This window comes from Arthrobacter sp. LFS091 (assembly GCF_047977885.1).
Taxonomy (GTDB): domain Bacteria; phylum Actinomycetota; class Actinomycetes; order Actinomycetales; family Micrococcaceae; genus Arthrobacter.
This window is the reverse complement of record NZ_JBFPFP010000001.1, coordinates 133271-149705: the sequence shown is the minus strand read 5'-3', so window position 1 is coordinate 149705 and position 16435 is coordinate 133271. Positions and strand designations below refer to the sequence as shown.

15 protein-coding genes are annotated in these 16435 nt (G+C 62.2%); 9 read left to right on the top strand and 6 right to left on the bottom strand.

Features of this window, described 5'->3' with window-relative positions:
* The first annotated feature begins 2 nt into the window (after positions 1–2).
* Positions 3–590, top strand: coding sequence for a hypothetical protein (locus ACNQOP_RS00725; RefSeq protein WP_416402982.1), 588 nt, complete (start codon positions 3–5; stop codon positions 588–590).
* A gap of 40 nt (positions 591–630) precedes the next feature.
* Here ACNQOP_RS00725 and ACNQOP_RS00720 read toward each other — a convergent pair whose 3' ends face one another.
* Entirely contained in the window at positions 631–1719 is a 1089-nt protein-coding gene (locus ACNQOP_RS00720; RefSeq protein WP_309989132.1) for a LacI family DNA-binding transcriptional regulator, read from the bottom strand.
* 213 nt (positions 1720–1932) lie between these two features.
* Between ACNQOP_RS00720 and ACNQOP_RS00715 the strand changes: the two genes are divergently transcribed.
* The 8 genes from ACNQOP_RS00715 (at position 1933) to ACNQOP_RS00680 (ending at position 9805) form a co-directional block, all read left to right on the top strand.
* Positions 1933–2415: a hypothetical protein gene (locus ACNQOP_RS00715; protein ID WP_416402980.1), complete on the top strand. Its 483-nt coding sequence runs from the start codon at positions 1933–1935 to the stop codon at positions 2413–2415.
* 44 nt (positions 2416–2459) lie between these two features.
* Entirely contained in the window at positions 2460–3620 is a 1161-nt protein-coding gene (locus ACNQOP_RS00710) for a substrate-binding domain-containing protein (RefSeq protein ID WP_309989138.1), read from the top strand.
* 58 nt (positions 3621–3678) lie between these two features.
* Positions 3679–5187: a sugar ABC transporter ATP-binding protein gene (locus ACNQOP_RS00705; RefSeq protein WP_416402978.1), complete on the top strand. Its 1509-nt coding sequence runs from the start codon at positions 3679–3681 to the stop codon at positions 5185–5187.
* A 3-nt stretch (positions 5188–5190) separates the two neighbouring features.
* Positions 5191–6177 carry an ABC transporter permease gene (locus tag ACNQOP_RS00700; protein WP_416402977.1) on the top strand — a complete coding sequence of 329 codons (987 nt, stop codon included), beginning with the start codon at positions 5191–5193 and terminating at the stop codon, positions 6175–6177.
* 7 nt (positions 6178–6184) lie between these two features.
* Positions 6185–7339, top strand: a complete 1155-nt coding sequence (locus ACNQOP_RS00695) for a Gfo/Idh/MocA family protein (protein WP_416402975.1) — start codon at positions 6185–6187, stop codon at positions 7337–7339.
* The gene (locus ACNQOP_RS00690; RefSeq protein WP_416402974.1) at positions 7336–8151 is read left to right on the top strand and encodes a sugar phosphate isomerase/epimerase family protein; all 816 of its coding nucleotides are present in this window, start codon (positions 7336–7338) and stop codon (positions 8149–8151) included. Before ACNQOP_RS00695 ends, ACNQOP_RS00690 begins: the two co-directional genes overlap by 4 nt.
* A gap of 70 nt (positions 8152–8221) precedes the next feature.
* The gene (locus ACNQOP_RS00685; protein ID WP_284985597.1) at positions 8222–9394 is read left to right on the top strand and encodes a Gfo/Idh/MocA family protein; all 1173 of its coding nucleotides are present in this window, start codon (positions 8222–8224) and stop codon (positions 9392–9394) included.
* A 78-nt stretch (positions 9395–9472) separates the two neighbouring features.
* Complete coding sequence (locus ACNQOP_RS00680) at positions 9473–9805, top strand: putative quinol monooxygenase (protein ID WP_416402971.1); 333 nt, start codon at positions 9473–9475, stop codon at positions 9803–9805.
* 7 nt (positions 9806–9812) lie between these two features.
* Here the strand turns inward: ACNQOP_RS00680 and ACNQOP_RS00675 are convergent, their stop codons facing one another.
* The 5 genes from ACNQOP_RS00675 to ACNQOP_RS00655 all read right to left on the bottom strand — a co-directional run bounded on the left by ACNQOP_RS00675 (position 9813) and on the right by ACNQOP_RS00655 (position 16352).
* Complete coding sequence (locus ACNQOP_RS00675) at positions 9813–11789, bottom strand: amino acid transporter (RefSeq protein WP_416402969.1); 1977 nt, start codon at positions 11787–11789, stop codon at positions 9813–9815.
* Positions 11790–11889: 100 nt separating this feature from the next.
* Positions 11890–12924: an AAA family ATPase gene (locus tag ACNQOP_RS00670; protein WP_284985595.1), complete on the bottom strand. Its 1035-nt coding sequence runs from the start codon at positions 12922–12924 to the stop codon at positions 11890–11892.
* Positions 12925–13008: 84 nt separating this feature from the next.
* Positions 13009–13782: a phosphatase PAP2 family protein gene (locus tag ACNQOP_RS00665; RefSeq protein WP_416402967.1), complete on the bottom strand. Its 774-nt coding sequence runs from the start codon at positions 13780–13782 to the stop codon at positions 13009–13011.
* 42 nt (positions 13783–13824) lie between these two features.
* Complete coding sequence (locus ACNQOP_RS00660; RefSeq protein WP_255774361.1) at positions 13825–13950, bottom strand: hypothetical protein; 126 nt, start codon at positions 13948–13950, stop codon at positions 13825–13827.
* Positions 13951–14120: 170 nt separating this feature from the next.
* The gene (locus tag ACNQOP_RS00655) at positions 14121–16352 is read right to left on the bottom strand and encodes a catalase (RefSeq protein ID WP_416402966.1); all 2232 of its coding nucleotides are present in this window, start codon (positions 16350–16352) and stop codon (positions 14121–14123) included.
* Positions 16353–16435 lie beyond the last annotated feature (83 nt).

Here is a 16435-nt window from a genome sequence, read left to right as displayed (position 1 = left end):
ACATGGATGAGATCCCGACTCCGTATACCGCCTCCATTGGGCCAGCGCTGAAAGAGCCTGCCGACGATCTCCGTGCCCGCATCCCAGGATGGGGCGCGGACCTCGACCCAGCCGACCGGCCGTCGTACCCTCGTGAACGGCCCGGCATCGAGACAGGAGCCCGCTGGGACTTCCCCGAACGCCAGGAAGAGAGGTGGCCGCGGGAGCGGTCGGTTGAACACGCGTTCGTCACACCTGTTTTCGGCACGTCCGCACCTCCCAAGGGCGTTTCGGGGGCTGTCCGGAAATACGCCTATAAATACAGTGAGGGCCGCGCTGCCCATTGGCTGCTCCTCATTGCTGGGGACCGGATCGATGCTTGGGAACACCACCTTCGATCTTTGGCCACCCTTCGCCCGGACAACCCGATCACTGAGACCGGTGTGCTGAGTGAATTTTCACGTCATGGGGTGAGTTCCCGGTTTGGGAGAAAGCGCACCGACCTGAGCCATCAGTGGATGGACCCCATCATCGCCGGCGTTCCTTGGGCTTTGGCGGCCGGCGGCCTGGTCGCCGCGTTCAAGGCGATCAGGAAGCGGCGAACTGCCTGAGGACCGTCAACGGGCTTCCCGTGGCCAGCCCCCAGCGGCGTCACCTGCGTTTAGCTGAGGTGGCGCGTGTGGATGCCGCCCGCATGGAGCTGTTGCGAACAACCAGCGTTGGCGCGGTAGGAGTGCGGTCCACTTCCCGGCCCTCCATGGCCCCCACGAGCACCTCCATGCTCATCAGCGCCAGGGCGGTGAAGTCCTGCCGCACTGTGGTCAACGGCGGCAGGAAATAATCTGAACCTTCAATATCGTCAAACCCAACCACACTGACGTCCTCCGGGACGCGGACGCCGTTCTCAGTGAAAGCGCGGATGAGTCCGAGCGCTGTATGGTCGCTCGCGGCGAAGATCGCCTGCGGGATCTTCCCTCCCTGTACAAGCTGGAGGCCGGTTTCGTAAGCCCAGCGCGGGCTCCAATCCCCTTCGGCACAGAACCCCTGCGGTAGGCCGGCGTCACGCAGCGCGGCCTCCCAGCCGCGTTTTCGGACCCGACCGTCGAACCAATCCATGGAGCCAGCAAGGTGGGCAATGTCGGTGTGGCCCAGGTCGATGAGGTGCTGGGTGGCCAGACGTGCTCCAAGCTCCTGGTTTTCGGAGTATGTGAAGACGTTGGGGGTCGACGAAGCTCCCGCGGCAATCATCTCCACAGGCACCCGGCAGGTGGCGTTCCAGACAGCTGATGCCATGTCGACCACCGGTGCAATAACGATGATCCCGCCGACGCCAATGTCGTCGAGGGTGTCGAGCGCCGCTTGTACGGAATCGGCGTACGGCTTTTCGGCACTGATAACGGTTGTGGCATAGCCCTTCTTCCGGGCAATGTTTTCCAGGGCCATCAGTGTCCCGACGGGGCCGAACCGGGGGGAACCGTCAGTGACGATGCCGATGGAAGTGGACCTGCTCGTGACCAGCGCGGTTGCCGCCCTGTTTCGGCGATATCCGATGTCCTGGATGACCTGCAGAACGCGTTGGCGGGTGGCGGCACTGACATCCGGTGCGTCGTTGAGGACGCGTGAGACAGTCCCAAACGAAACTCCGGCAACTTTTGCCACGTCGTTGATGGTTGGCTTCCGGCGTAACGCGACGTCCGGACCACGTCCGTTCGTTCCGTGCGGGACTCCAGCGTCTGCCATGCTCTCTCCTGTCTCGCGCCGCCGTACCAACGCCGACGGCGGTTCCCTGCCTCCTCATCCTACGTTGACGAATTGAGTCACCGAGTTCCGGCATTGCGCTGCTGTGAGGTTTGACACTCATCACCGTAAACGTTTACGATCACTTCCGTAAACGTTTACGGCCCGATCTCGTCAGCGTTTACGACCCCCGATATTCAATGAGGAAGGAGCGGAATGCCTGGCAGCGTCGCAGACGTACTCGCGCTCCACCCCACCGGTGGGTTTCGGGATATCGACCACGACCAGTGGACGAATCTGGAAGTGCTCCTGACGGACGCTGCCCGCAACGACCTTGGCGGGGCAGTAAGCACCTACGTCTCCCCCGGTTCCTCCGCAGTACTGGGCGTCTTCGACGGCCTCGGCCTATGGGCCAGCCTGGTCATCACGGTCGACGACTTTGGCTCGGCCGAAACGGTCTCCACCATCGGCGGCCCCGTCGCAAAAGAGGCCAAGGAAATCGCCACCGCTGCAAGCGAAGCGGTGACATGGGTCCAGTCCAACCACGGGCCCTGTTCAGTCGGCTTCTTTGTCGAGAAAGCGCATGCCGAAGCCCTCCTGAGGGCTTCGGACAAAGCAGCCGCTGTCCGGACCGCGGCGGCAACAGGCGGACTGGTCCTGTCGCCCGTTCCAACGGCACTGGCCCTGGCTCTCGCCTGACAATCCAAACCATCCATCAACCCACTCAAAAGCACTGGAGAACAATGATGATCCGCAGGCTTCCCATCCTGGCCGTGGCAGCAGTCCTGTCACTTTCCGTCGCCTCGTGCAGCAGTTCGGCAGCTGGAACCTCAAACGCCCCCGACTCCGGCGTGTCCGAGAAAGCCCAACTGGCCCTCGAGAAGATCAAGGGCCAGGTGTTGAGCAAAGGCCCTAACGGCGAGACGCCGTCCCCGGCCTCCGTGGCCGACCTGACGCCCGAAGAAATCGAAAAGATCAAAGGCCTGAACGCCAAAGCAGCGATCGTGATGCACTACGGCGGTAATGACTGGGCCACAGCCCAAGTCAATGGACTCAAGAGCGAACTCGACAAGCTCGGTATCAAGGTCATCGCCACGACGGACGCGAACTTCAAGCCGGACAAGCAGGTTTCGGACATCGAAACAGTCATGACCCAAAACCCGGACGTGATCATCTCCATCCCCACAGACCCCGTGGCCACAGCTTCCGCATACAAGAAGGCAGCGGCCGCCGGCACGAAGCTCGTCTTCATGGACAACGTCCCGCAGGGACTGACAGCCGGCAAGGATTACGTTTCGGTGGTCTCGGCTGACAACTACGGCAACGGAGTCGTGTCAGCCCACCAAATGGCGAAGGCGCTCGGTGGCAAGGGAAAGGTGGGGCTTGTCTACCACCAGGCCGACTTCTTCGTCACCAAACAACGCCATGAAGGATTCAAGGACACGATCACCAAGGAGTACCCGGAGATCCAGATCGTGGAAGAGAAGGGTATCGCTGGCCCGGACTTTGCAGGAGACGCCCAGGCGGCTGCCAACGCAATGATCAGCAAGTATCCCGACTTGGCCGGAATCTGGGCCGTATGGGACGTCCCCGCGGAAGGCGTCATGGCCGCAGCGCGCGCCGCAGGCCGCCAGGATTTGAAGATCGCCACTGAGGACCTCGGAAAGAACGTGGCCATCGCCCTGGCCAAGAACGAACTCGTCGTCGGCCTCGGCGCCCAGGTCCCGTTCGACCAGGGTGTTACGGAAGCGCGGCTTGCAGCAGGGGCACTGATCGGTAAGGAAGCTCCGGCATACGTTGCACTGAGCGCCCTCCCCGTGGACCACTCCAACGTCCTCGAAGCATGGAAGCAGGTCTACCACGAGGACGCTCCCAAGGACATCCAAGAGTCCTACAAGCAATAGCGAGACCCGACCGGCGCGGGGGCCCTTTACCCCCGCACCGGCACCGAAAGGGCAGAATATGAACACCGCAGACAATGTCGTCCAGATGCGCTCCATCTCCAAGGGCTTCAACGGCGTTTCCGTCCTGAAGGATGTCGGCTTCGACGTACGCAAAGGAGAGGTGCACGCACTGGCAGGCGGCAACGGGGCCGGCAAGTCCACGCTCATGAAGATCCTCCAAGGCGTATACCAGCCGGACGCCGGAGAGATCCTCATCGGAGGCGAGCCAGCCGCCATCACGTCGATCCAGGACGCCAAGGCCGCGGGAATCGGAATGGTCTTCCAGGAATTCAGCCTCGTGCCGAGCCTGACTGTCGCGCAGAACATCTTCCTGGCCGCTGAACCACTCAGCCGGGGCGGCCTCATCGATGACCGTGCCGCGGTAAGGCGGGCCAATGAGGTCTTTGCGGAGATGGAGGTCGAAGTTGACGCCAGCGCGGAGGTCTCCCGGCTGGGCACGGCCTATTGGCAGCTGACTGAAATCGCCAAGGCCCTCTCGCAGAACGCCCAGGTGCTGATCATGGATGAACCCACGGCCAGCCTGGCCCGGCATGAGTGTGAAGCACTCTTCGAACTGATCGACCGGCTGAAGCGGCGGGGCATCTCAATCATCTATATCTCCCATCGCATGGATGAGGTGTACAGGCTCGCGGACCGGATCACCATACTCCGGGACGGTCAACACCTCCTCACCAAGGCGCTCACCGACGTTACTCCAGAACAGATCGTGGAAGGGATCGTGGGAAAGAAGGTCGAGGGCGAGCTCAGCTATCGTGCGCGGAATGCGGTGTCCCACGAGGTAGAGCCCTTGCTTGAAGTGCGGGACCTGAACGCGGGCCCGCGGGTGCGGAACGTATCGTTCGCACTCCGGCCCGGCGAGATCCTTGGGCTTGCAGGGCTCATGGGCAGTGGACGCACCGAGCTCGCACGCGCACTCTTTGGCATTGACAAACTCGACAGCGGACAGGTCCTCATCCGCGGCAAAGAGGTGACTCTATCCTCGCCGCAGCAGGCCATCAACGCAGGCGTCGCACTCATCCCGGAGGATCGCAGGGCTCAAGGCCTTGTCCTGGAGCACTCGGTCCAGGACAACCTGCTTCTGCCGTTGTTGGGGCAGATACGAAGTGGCGGGCTGCTGGATGGCGCCAAGGCCAAAGCGCTGTCCGCCTCACTGATCAAGCGCTTCGCAGTAAAAGTTGCTCACCCCCATCGCCCGGTACGGCTGCTCTCCGGAGGCAACCAGCAAAAGGTCGTCATCGCAAAGTGGCTGGGTACGGACCCGGATATTTTGATTCTCGACGAGCCGACGGCCGGAGTCGACATCGGCACCAAAAGCGAAATTCTGGACATGATCCGTGAGCTTGCCAGCGCTGGGAAAGCCGTCATCGTCATCTCCTCCGAATATCCGGAACTACTCGCGGTCAGCGACCGCGTCCTCGTCCTCAAGGACGGCTCAATCATCCGTGACATCCCCCGCAGCGCCATCGCTGACGAGGAATATCTCCAACTTGCAGTCCAGGGAGTATGAACAGTGAGCAAGACAAACACCATCGCATCCCGGGATACCGGGGCTACCCGCACTTTAGGCACGTTTCTGAAGGAACTTGACTGGCGACGCTACGTCATTTACATCGGCTTCGTCGTCGTCTTCCTTTTCTTCGCCGTCCTGTTGCGCGACCAAGGCTTCCTGTCGCCAAACAACCTTCTGAACATTTTCCGCCAGACAGCCACCATTACTGTCATCGCCGTAGGCATGACATACGTTATCGCGTGCGCCGAGATCGACCTGAGCGTGGGATCCGTCGCCGGCCTTTCCAGTGTCTGCACTGCGATGGCACTCTCCCAGTGGGGCCTGGTTCCCGGCATCCTTGCTGGCCTCGCTGTCGGTCTCGTGGTCGGCTCCATCAACGGTGCCCTCGTCAGCCTCCTCGGCATCCCTTCCTTCCTGGTGACGCTTGGCATGCTAGGAATAGCAGTCGGGGTCGCTCAGTGGATCACCGCCTCAGCCCCGCAGCCCATCCTGAACGATACGTTCAACACGGTCTTCGGATCGGGCAACTTTGGCCCTGTTCCGGGCCTTGTTGTCTGGAGCGCCATCTTCGTGGCCATCGGCGCCGTCGTCCTCAACCGCACCAGGTTCGGCCGGCAGGTCCTGGCCACAGGCGGCAACCGCAACGCCGCTGACTTCACCGGAATCAACACCAAGCGCATCAAGTTCCAGGTGCTGCTGATTTCCGGGATGGTCGCGAGTGTTGCCGGCATGCTCTACGCCGGCCGCCTTCAGTCAGGCCGGTTCCAGTGGGGAGCCGGCGATGAACTCTCGGCCATCGCGGCAGTCATCCTCGGCGGGACCAGCCTGTTCGGCGGTTTCGGCTCGATCGTCGGGACACTCTTTGGCGCGTTGCTGATTGGCTTGATCAACAACGGCCTGATCCTGGCGGGACTCGACAGCAGCCAGCAGCAGGTTGTCCGCGGCGTAATCATCATCCTGGCTGTCGCCCTTGCCCGGAAGAAGTAACGCTCCCATGCCTTCCACTCCACGCGCCGGGATCATCGGCACCGGATTCATGGGCGCTGTCCACTCCCACGCGGTGCGCGCCGCGGGGAGCAGCATCAGTGCAGTGGCCGCACGCAGCCAGGCCGCAGCCGAGGCGGCAACCGGACGGTTCGGCGCTCTGGCCGCGGCCGAAAGCCCTGAAGCGCCGATCGCACGGGATGACGTCGACGTCGTCCATATCTGCACTCCGAATTCCACCCACGCGGACCTGGCACGCAAGGCCATTGCGGCAGGCAAAGCCGTTATCTGCGAGAAACCTCTGGCTACCAGCGTCGAGGATGCCAGCGAACTGACCCGCCTCGCAGACCAGGCAGGCGTCGTCACGGCAGTGCCCTTCGTCTACAGGTTTTATCCGGCCGTCCGCGAGGCACGCGACCGCATACTCGACGGCGAGGCAGGCCGCCTTTGGCTGTTGCACGGCTCCTACCTCCAGGACTGGCTGGCAGGTGCCGACGCGACGAACTGGCGGGTTGACCCCAAGCTGGGAGGAGGGTCAAGGGCATTTGGCGACATCGGCGTGCACTGGTGCGACCTGATGGAGTTCACCACGGGACATCGCATCACCAGGATCATGGCAAGGACGGGCCGCGCCTATGACAAGCGCGAAACCCGGGGACAACTGTCCGCCGTGGCCACCGAGGACGGCGCAACCCTCCTGTTCGATACCGACAAGGGTGCCACGGGTTCGCTGGTGGTCAGCCAGGTCAGCCCTGGGAGTAAAAACCGCCTGTGGTTCTCCTTCGACGGAACTGATGCATCGTTCAGTTTCAACCAGGAATCACCGGACACCCTGCACATAGGTCGCGTTGATTCCACCTCCGCCGTCCCCGTGGGGCCGCAGACGCTGACCACCCGCGGCGGCCGGCACGACGCCAAGCTTCCGCCAGGTCATCCCCAGGGATACCAGGACAGCTTCAACGCTTTCGTCGCAGACACCTATGCCGCCGTCCGGGGCCACAAACCCGAGGGCCTCCCCACCTTCCACGACGGCCTCAGGGCGGCACACCTGACAGAGGCCGTCGTCACCTCCGCCAGGGAAGAATCGTGGGTCGACGTTCGCGTCCCCGAGTACACGCTCGAATCTCCCATGCCTTCCCCTGCACTCGAAAGGACCATGCAATGAAGCTCGGATATTGTTCCATCACTTGGGGCGGCGTCGTCGGTCACGCCCAAGGCGTGACGAGCGTCAAAGACCTCTTTTACCTGACCCATGGATCAATGCGGGATGCCGTCAAGGACATCGCTTCGGTCGGATACCAGGGTGTTGAGATGTTCGACGGCAACCTCGCAGAGTACGCCGACAAGCCTGAGGAGCTGAAGGAGATCCTCAGCAGTAACGGTGTGGCATTGACCAGCGTTTACACTGGGGCGAATTTCATCTACACAGATATCCTCCCTGATGAGATGCACCGGCTCTACACTGCAGCGGAATTGGCTGCGAACTTTGGGGCTGAAAGGCTGGTCGTTGGGGGCGGAGCGCGGCGTGCGGCCGGGACCACGGACCAGGATTACCACCGCTTGGGCCACGCGCTGGACCGGGTTGCCGACATTGCCGAAAGCTTTGGCCTATCGGCAAGCTACCACCCCCATTTGAGCACGATCGTGGAGAGCCCCGACGAGTTGGACCGGCTCATGCCCCTCACCAGGATCGGCTTCTGCCCGGACACCGCACATCTCGCAGCTGGTGGTGCGGACCCGGCCGCGGTCATCCGGAAATATGCCGACAGAATCCAGCACGTTCACCTCAAGGACTTCCAGCGGGACCCGTTCACTTTCCTGCCACTCGGCGAAGGCGAACTCGATTTCCCGGACATCATCGCCGCTATCCGGGAAAGCGGATACGACAGCTGGCTCATGGTCGAACTGGACAACTACGACGGCGACCCCCGGGTAGCGGCCGAACTCAGCAAAAAGTACCTCGAGAAGCTCCTCTAACCAACCTCATGACCAGTGGGGAAGCCTTCATCGGCGCTACCCCCAAACTTCCGGAAGGAACAGGATCCACATGCAGAACCTCAATGTCGGCCTCATCGGCGGAGGGTTCATGGGCAAAGCCCACTCCCTCGCCTACGCCGCTATGCCCATGTTCTTTTGGCCCGCCCCGGCTCTGCCGGTTCGCAAAGTCATCGCGGAGGCCACTCCAGAGCTCGCCGACGAGGCGGCCCGTCGATTCGGCTTCGAAACCTCCACTTCAGACTGGCGCAGCATCATCGACGATCCGGATATCCACGTCGTCGACATCGCCACACCCAACCACCTCCACGCGGAAATCGCCATCGCGGCCGCCGAGGCAGGCAAACATATCATCTGCGAAAAACCGCTCGCCCGCACCGGCGAAGAGTCCAAAGCCATGTACGAGGCCGTCAAGGACAAGGACATTGTCCACATGGTCGCCTTCAACTACCGGCGCACCCCCGCAGTGGCGCTGGCGAAGAAGTACATCGAAGAAGGGTCCATCGGCCAAATCCTCAGTTTCCGCGGAACGTACCTGCAGGACTGGAGTGCCGACCCGAACTCCCCCCTTTCATGGCGCTTCCAGAAATCCATCGCCGGTTCCGGTGCCCTTGGCGACATTGCAACCCACGTCATAGACATGGCCCGCTACCTCGTTGGGGAGTTCAGCGCCGTCAACGCCGTCCTCTCGACGTGGATCCCTGAGCGTCCGCTGCAGTCCGGCGGCGCCGACGCACTCGGCACGGTTCGGGGTGGGGAAGGTCCACGCGGCCAGGTTGATGTCGACGACGAAGTAATGACCATGATCCGTTTTGCCAACGGAGCGGTCGGATCCGTCGAAGCGACACGAAACGCGCACGGAAGGAACAACTACATCACCTTCGAGATCCACGGCACGGAAGGCAGCATTGTCTTCAACTACGAGCGCCGCGACGAGTTGCAGGTGTGCTTCGCGTCGGACCAGGCCGACCGTCGTGGATTCCGGACCGTATACACAGGCCCGGCCCACCCGTACGGCGACGCCCTCTGGCCCATTCCGGCCCTGGGCATCGGCTACGGGGAAACGAAAATTATCGAAGCCTACGACTTCTTCAAGGCAATCGCCGAAGGCGGGACTGTGAACCCCAACTTCGCTGACGGCTATCAAGTAGCCCTCATCGACGACGCCATCGTCGAATCAGCGGCAAAAGAATCTTGGGTGGAAGTTCCACAGATCAACGCGTGATCCACTCTGGGAGGGACGGGGGAATCCCCCGTCCCTCCCACCCCTTGGACAATTCAGGAAGACAGGATGTCCCGTCCCATGCCAACGCACGAAAGGGCCACAGAAGAAGTGTGGCTCAAGCCGGTTTTCATCGCCAAAGCAGGGCGTGAAGCCGAACTTCAAGAAGCCCTCCGCTCCCTGCAAACCCTAAGCCGCAACGATCCCGGATGCCTGGAGTACACCGTTTTCTCTGATGGAGAGCGACCGGGCACCTTCGTGCTGTTTGAGGGGTGGGTCAGTAGGGAGGACCTTGAAGCGCACAACCAGGAAGTCCATGTGACGGCCTTTGTGGAAGCCGTGGAGCCTTTGTTGGCCAAGCCGTTCACCGTTACGTCTCTTGTTCCCCTCGTGATTTCACCCCGGACCCCGTAACGTCGAGTCAACCTACATGGACCCACGGGCGCCGGCTGACCTCGGGTTCGGCCTCACGCAGCACCTCCCGTGTCACCGGCGCAATTTCGCCTTCCCCCAGGAACAGGAACTTCAGGAGGTTGATCACGGGATTCCCCTCAGTCCAGCGGAAGTAGACGTGTGGCATCAGCCCGGTCACATCACGGATGTGGAGCAGCACGGAAGCGATCGTGTTGGGCACCACGGGACCGTGGACTTCCAGGATCCTGTAGCCGTGCCGGGTGATGCCGTGAACCGCCAACTCAGTCTCAAAGTCCGATGAGTCGTCCACGACCACTTCCAGGAACAGGGACTGTTCACCGACAGGAATGTGGCTTACTTCTACGGCGGACTCGAATTTTTCCCTGTAGGCCTGCGGGGTCAGCCGGAGTGGTTCGTGGGCGATAAGGCGGATTGGTCCTTCCCAGGTCTCTGAGATGAAGCCGAGGGCCTGCTCGTCCAGGTGGACCCTCGTGGCGTGGAGCTCGAAGGAACGGCGGACGCGTGACAGGAATGAGACGACGATGATGCCGGCGATGAACACTGCTGCGATACGAAGACCCTCGGGCCTCTCGAAGATATTGGCCACGGTGGTATAGATAAAGACCACTGCAATGATTCCGAATGCCACTGTCCGCTTCCCTTGGTGACGACGGCGGGCGGAGAGGGTCACGGCCGTCGCCGCCGACATCATCAGCACCAGCACGCCGGTGGCGTACGCGCCACCTTGTGCATCGACGTCGGCGTTGAAGATGACGGTGATCAGGAAACCGACCAACGTGAAAACGAGCACGAGTGGCCGCACAGCTTTGGCCCATTCCGGAGCCATGCCGTAGCGCGGCAGGTAGCGGGGCACCAGGTTGAGCAACCCGGCCATGGCGGACGCACCAGCAAACCACAGAATGGCAATTGTGCTGATGTCATAGGCCGTGCCGAAGCCGACCCCAAGGTACTCATGGGCCATAAATGCCAACGCACGCCCGTTGGCTTCGCCTCCGGCCTGGAATTCCTGTTGGGGAATCAGTACGACGGTGGTGAAACTCGTCGTGATCAGGAAACTGCTCATGATCACAGCGGCAGTCGTCAGCAGCCGACGCGTTCCTTGAATGCGGCCTACTGGCTGTTCCTCAGTGTCGCCGGCCTTCCCCCGGACCTGCGGCATCACCGCCACACCAGTTTCGAAACCTGAAAGTCCCAGCGCCAGCTTAGGGAAGACGAGCAGGGCGATTCCCACAGCGAGCAGCGGGTTCCCGTGGGAGGTGGTGAGCTCGAGCCACCAGTCATTGATGGCTACGGGGTGCATGACCGCTTCGAACATCGATACGGCTACCACGACGACGTTTAGGCTGAGGTAGAGCGCCACCAGAACGACGGCGATATTCACGGCTTCCTTGAACCCCCGAAGGAAAACTGCCCCCAGCAGCGCCAAAAGGAACAGCGTCACGGGCACATTTTGGTTATGCAACCAATCGGGCACTAAGGGGTTTTGGATCAGGTGCGCGGTGGCGTCGGCGGCCGAGAGCGTCATGGTGATCATGAAGTCCGTGGCCGCAAACCCCAGCAGGACTAGCACGATCAATTTTCCGCCCCACCGGGGCAGCAGACGCTCCAGCATGGCGATCGACCCCTCACCGCGATGGCTTTCGCCGGCCACCCTTCTGTAGACGGGCAAGGCACCGAGCAACGTTACGGCTACCAACACCAGTGTTGCCAAGGGCGAGATGACGCCAGCGGCCAAGGCAGCAATGGCTGGTTGGTAGCCGAGAGTGGAGAAGTAATCGACGCCGGTCAGGCACATGACCTGCCACCAGGAGTGCTTCCTTGCGTGGGCGTCGCTGACCGCGCCGGGTCCCTGATGCGTGCCTTTGCTGTCCTGAAGCCCGAAGAGAAGCCAGCTCCGGAAACGGCTCCGCGCGTCGGGATGCAATGCTGACGGATCCGCCGGTGGCCGGCTCATAGTTGTCATTCCGGCCTCTTCCGCGGGCGTTCCTGGCCTGTTCTCTGCTGAACATAGCACCGCCACTCCCCTGCGGTGGCCGGTCTTGATGAATCCTTAACGGCCGGTGTCAGGCCAGCCAGCGCCACCAACGCGGTTGTTCCGGTTCCGGCGTTGGTTCCGGTTCCGGCTCCTCGCCCAGCGCCAAGGCGGCCTCGACGATGTCCGCTGCGGTGAGGGTCATGACGGCCTCGCGGTCAAGGGAATCGAGGCTTTGTTCCTCGTTGAGCGAGAGCCGCAACGCCTGCCGATTAAGCGCCTGCTCAAACAGTGTGCGGGCGAACCGGGCATTACCGGAGTCCTCTCCCGCATGGAGCCCGCTGAGTATCCGGCGCAGCATGTGGTCCGCGCCCGGCTCCAACGTGTACTCATGTTGGACCAACATCCGCTGGAAGATCGTCAGGAGTTCGGCCACGGAGTAGTCCGGAAACGTGATCTCGCGGGCAAACCGGGAACGCAGTCCAGGGTTTGAAAGCAGGAATGACTCCATCAGCCGCGGGTACCCGGCCACGATCACGACCAGCCTGTGCCGATGGTCCTCCATCCTTTTAAGCAGGACCTCGATTGCCTCCGGACCGAAGTCTGTACGACCGTCTTCCGGGGCCAAGGAGTACGCCTCATCGATGAACAGGACGCCGTCCAGCGCCCGCCGGATCACCCGGTCTGTCTTGATGGCTGTAGCCCCCACGTATTGCCCAACCAGCCCGGAACGATCGACCTCCACCAGATGGCCCTTCTGCAGCAAGCCGACCGCCCGGTACATTTCGGCCAGGAGCCGGGCCACCGTCGTCTTGCCCGTGCCTGGGTTTCCGAGAAACACCAGGTGCTGCGAGGTGGCTACTTCCGGCAGACCGTGGGCTTTCCGACGGGCCTGAACCTGGAGCAGTGCCACAAGTGCGCGGACTTGTTCTTTCACGGTCTCGAGCCCGACCAAGGCGTCGAGCTCAGCCTGCACCTCGGACAGCGGCCGGGCTGGACCGGGCCTGGGACCGATGAGGTCCCCGACCAGATCGTCTACGCGCTCCGAACCGGGCAGCTTGAGCTGATTGGCCAGATGGCCTATGGACTCCCGGAGGTCATCGAGCGGATTGCGGCTGGCAGCCATACATCCACTGTAGCTCCCGGTTCCCCAAATACGGTGGCGCTGGTCCACCCGCATTAATCCGCAACGGCCTCATGACCGGTGACACTAGGGATCCTGGCTTGCTAATTCCCCTGTCACTACTTCTCCCGGGATGCGGGCCGTGCGCCAAGTATCCACGGCGATGACCGCCCCGAGCACCACCAGCGACAATGCCACCGACGCCACTGCGTCAGTGAGCCAGTGATAACCGAGGTAAATCCGGCTAAGTGCCGCCAGGACGACACCGACGCCGGCACACACAAAACTGATGACGGCGATCTTCGGGTTTCGGTGCCGGGAGAAAACAAGGAACGTCAGGACCAGCAGGAAATCCGAGGCGCCAAGAACGTGCCCGGACGGAAAGGAAAATGTCGTGTCAGCTCCGAAAAGCATCAGGCTCACCGGAGGCCGCTCCCGAGCCACTGACCGGCCGATGATCTGCGCCAACCCCACCCCCGTGAGCATGGCAGCGGCAAGAAGCATCGGGCGCCATGCGTGCTTGGCCAGCAATCCCCATGCGACGGTGACAACCAAGACAATGATCGGCAACCCGATTGGCCCGAAGACGACTGCCAAAACGATCATTAGCACCGTCAGTGGCTCTGAACGGATGGCCAGAAGTCCGCTTTCAGCCGCTGCGTCGTCCAGTGCGAGCCCATTCTTCTGCAGCACGCCCATGAGTGTCACCACAAAGAGCGTCACGCCAAGGAGTGCCAACATCGCGGCTGTTGAGTAGAGCGCCTTTCTGGCGCGGGGCTCCATGTAACGCTCCTCGACCACGAATTTCTGGTGGAACACTTCCCACTTGCCGGGCGTTCGCGAAGCTTCTGCCGCCGCCATCAATCTCCTTCGATCCCCTGGAAACCGTTCCTGACGAGAACGCTAGTCCTCCTCCTTGGGCTTGTGGTCCGGTGCTTTGTCATCGTTTGGGCCGTCATGTATTTTTTTCGGAATCTTGCCCTCCACGTCGGCGGGTACAGGTGGGTCTTTTTCTTCATCAGTAGACATGACCCAAGCATAAAGGCCGCGTAAAGTACGCCGGTCAGGAAACCCGCGTGCCCTCGCGAAGCACTATTCGGCGGCCGCCGCGGGCACACTGCACGGCGGTCCGGTATCGGAATTGATGCCGGCCCGCCGTGCAGATCATGTCATGCGGTTGCCCTGATCCCGCGTCCCTGTCAGGCCTCGCTGCTGCTCGGTCCTGCTGCAGGGAATCGTTCCCACACCCGGTGGGCGGCCAGCAGTTCCTGGACTGGAGTAAGCACGGCGTCCGGCGCGTCGCCGACCACGACCCCGGTACCGTCTGCAGGGATACCGGCCGCCTCCAGAGCCGTCGCACCGGTTCCCCACGCCGCGATGGCCTTGGCATGGCGGAACGCTTCCGTGAGCAGAAGGACTACCCGGGGATCAAGACCGGGTGAGGGTGCGCCGGCCTTGGCGTCCCTTCCCGCTGCTGCGTCCGGCGCCGGAGCCCCGCTTCCCGCGACGATAACGGCGTCGAACTCTGTGGATCGGGCGGTGAGGTAGGTCCGCAAGACGGCGACGGCGGCGCCGTCCTCCGCGCCCAGGAACCCGCCAACCGGTGCAACAACCAAGGGCGTGATGCCTTCGGCATCCAGGGCTTCGCGTGCAGCGGCAACCTGGGACAGGTCGCTGCTGTCGTCAGCAATAATCCCCACTACGCGGCCCGCAGCCGGCCACGTCCCGCCGATCTGAGACAAGGCCGCGCTCGGTTCGGAATCGGGGACCTGGACCGTGGCCCCGGGAACCGGCATACCCAGTCCACGGGCGACGGCGGCGCAAAGCCCGGCGTCGATGTTGGCCAGGGCCATGAGTTGCCGTTCCCTGACGTTGGATTCGTAGCACTTGCCGAGCTCGAACGTGTACGCCTGCACAATGTGGTCCTGCTCCACCGGGGTCATGCTCCGGAAGAACAGTCGGGCCTGGCTGAAGTGGTCGTCGAACGAAGCCGGGTTGCGCCGTTCCTTAATGGACTCCGCAAGGGCCTCGGGAACATCCAAGAACGCTCCAACGTCCTGTCCGGCCATAAAGGGGCAACCGCCGTCGAGGGAGTTTGGATGGTACGGGGCGACCCCACTGTGTACCGCCGTCTGGTGCATCCCGTCGCGAAGCATGTCGTTGACGGGTGCTTGCGGCCGGTTGATGGGAATCTGCGCGAAGTTCGGGCCGCCCAACCGGGAAATCTGGGTATCGAGGTAGGAGAACAGCCGGACCTGAAGGAGCGGGTCATTGGTGACGTCAATGCCAGGGACCAGATGTCCCGGGTGGAAGGCTACCTGTTCGGTCTCTGCGAAGAAGTTCGTCGGATTTGCGTTCAACGTCATCAGCCCAATCGGCTGGACAGGCGCAAGTTCTTCGGGAATGAACTTGGTCGGATCCAGCAGATCGATGCCCTCGAACATCTGGTCCTCAGTGTCCGGGAAGGTCTGGATGCCAAGCTCCCATTGCGGGTAGGCGCCCGACTCAATGGCGTCGGCAAGGTCACGGCGGTGGAAATCCGGGTCCATGCCGTTGATGATCTGGGCTTCCTCCCAGACAAGCGAGTGCACGCCCTGTTTGGGCTTCCAGTGGAATTTCACCAATGTGGTGCTCCCGTCCGCGGCCACCAGCCGGAAGGTATGCACGCCGAAGCCTTCCATGGTCCGGTACGAGCGGGGAATGCCGCGGTCGGACATGTTCCACATCGTGTGCGCCTGGGCCTCGGTATGCAGTGAGACGAAGTCCCAGAACGTGTCATGGGCGCTCTGGGCCTGGGGTATTTCCCGATCAGGGTGTGGCTTGGCAGCGTGGATGACGTCAGGGAACTTGATGCCATCCTGGATGAAGAAAACGGGAATGTTGTTCCCGACAAGGTCGTAGGTGCCTTCATCAGTGTAGAACTTGGTGGAAAAGCCACGGGTGTCCCGTACCGCATCCGCCGAACCCCGGGAGCCCAAAACGGTGGAGAAGCGGACGAAAACCGGAGTTTCGACGTCGGCCGCCAGGAACCCTGCCTTCGTGATCTTCGATGCCGTTCCGTAGGAACGGAACACGCCGTGTGCGCCCGCGCCCCGGGCGTGGACAACGCGCTCCGGGATGCGCTCGTGATCAAAGTGGGTGATCTTTTCCCGCAAGTGGTGGTCCTGAAGCAGAACAGGTCCGCGGGTGCCCGCCCGCAGGGAATGATCAGTGTCCCCCAGCCGGAGCCCTTGGGCGGTTGTCAGGTACTGGCCCGATTGCGCCCGGGAGTTCACCGGCGCACCGGTGGGGCTTCCCGTCGGGGAAACCGCCTCCGGTGCTTGCTGATCGGGCTTAGGGGGCAATGGCTCACGTGGGGTCGTCGGCTCGTCGACTGTGGGAGGCTCACTGGAGGGAGCGCCGGGAATCACGGTATTGTCCTCAACTGGCACGATTTGTTCTCCTTTTGATTCGCTGCCTTAACCCGGAAGCTAAGCTTGCTTACTAATCCTAGGGTGATGTTCACTACATCACA

What these genes read in the sequence shown, in the direction of transcription:
- ACNQOP_RS00725 (WP_416402982.1), top strand. Translation starts at nt 3, where the DNA reads ATGGATGAGATCCCGACTCCGTATACCGCCTCCATTGGGCCAGCGCTG.
- ACNQOP_RS00720 (WP_309989132.1), bottom strand. Translation starts at nt 1,719, where the DNA reads ATGGCAGACGCTGGAGTCCCGCACGGAACGAACGGACGTGGTCCGGAC.
- ACNQOP_RS00715 (WP_416402980.1), top strand. Translation starts at nt 1,933, where the DNA reads ATGCCTGGCAGCGTCGCAGACGTACTCGCGCTCCACCCCACCGGTGGG.
- ACNQOP_RS00710 (WP_309989138.1), top strand. Translation starts at nt 2,460, where the DNA reads ATGATGATCCGCAGGCTTCCCATCCTGGCCGTGGCAGCAGTCCTGTCA.
- ACNQOP_RS00705 (WP_416402978.1), top strand. Translation starts at nt 3,679, where the DNA reads ATGAACACCGCAGACAATGTCGTCCAGATGCGCTCCATCTCCAAGGGC.
- ACNQOP_RS00695 (WP_416402975.1), top strand. Translation starts at nt 6,185, where the DNA reads ATGCCTTCCACTCCACGCGCCGGGATCATCGGCACCGGATTCATGGGC.
- ACNQOP_RS00690 (WP_416402974.1), top strand. Translation starts at nt 7,336, where the DNA reads ATGAAGCTCGGATATTGTTCCATCACTTGGGGCGGCGTCGTCGGTCAC.
- ACNQOP_RS00685 (WP_284985597.1), top strand. Translation starts at nt 8,222, where the DNA reads ATGCAGAACCTCAATGTCGGCCTCATCGGCGGAGGGTTCATGGGCAAA.
- ACNQOP_RS00680 (WP_416402971.1), top strand. Translation starts at nt 9,473, where the DNA reads ATGCCAACGCACGAAAGGGCCACAGAAGAAGTGTGGCTCAAGCCGGTT.
- ACNQOP_RS00675 (WP_416402969.1), bottom strand. Translation starts at nt 11,789, where the DNA reads ATGACAACTATGAGCCGGCCACCGGCGGATCCGTCAGCATTGCATCCC.
- ACNQOP_RS00670 (WP_284985595.1), bottom strand. Translation starts at nt 12,924, where the DNA reads ATGGCTGCCAGCCGCAATCCGCTCGATGACCTCCGGGAGTCCATAGGC.
- ACNQOP_RS00665 (WP_416402967.1), bottom strand. Translation starts at nt 13,782, where the DNA reads ATGGCGGCGGCAGAAGCTTCGCGAACGCCCGGCAAGTGGGAAGTGTTC.
- ACNQOP_RS00660 (WP_255774361.1), bottom strand. Translation starts at nt 13,950, where the DNA reads ATGTCTACTGATGAAGAAAAAGACCCACCTGTACCCGCCGACGTGGAG.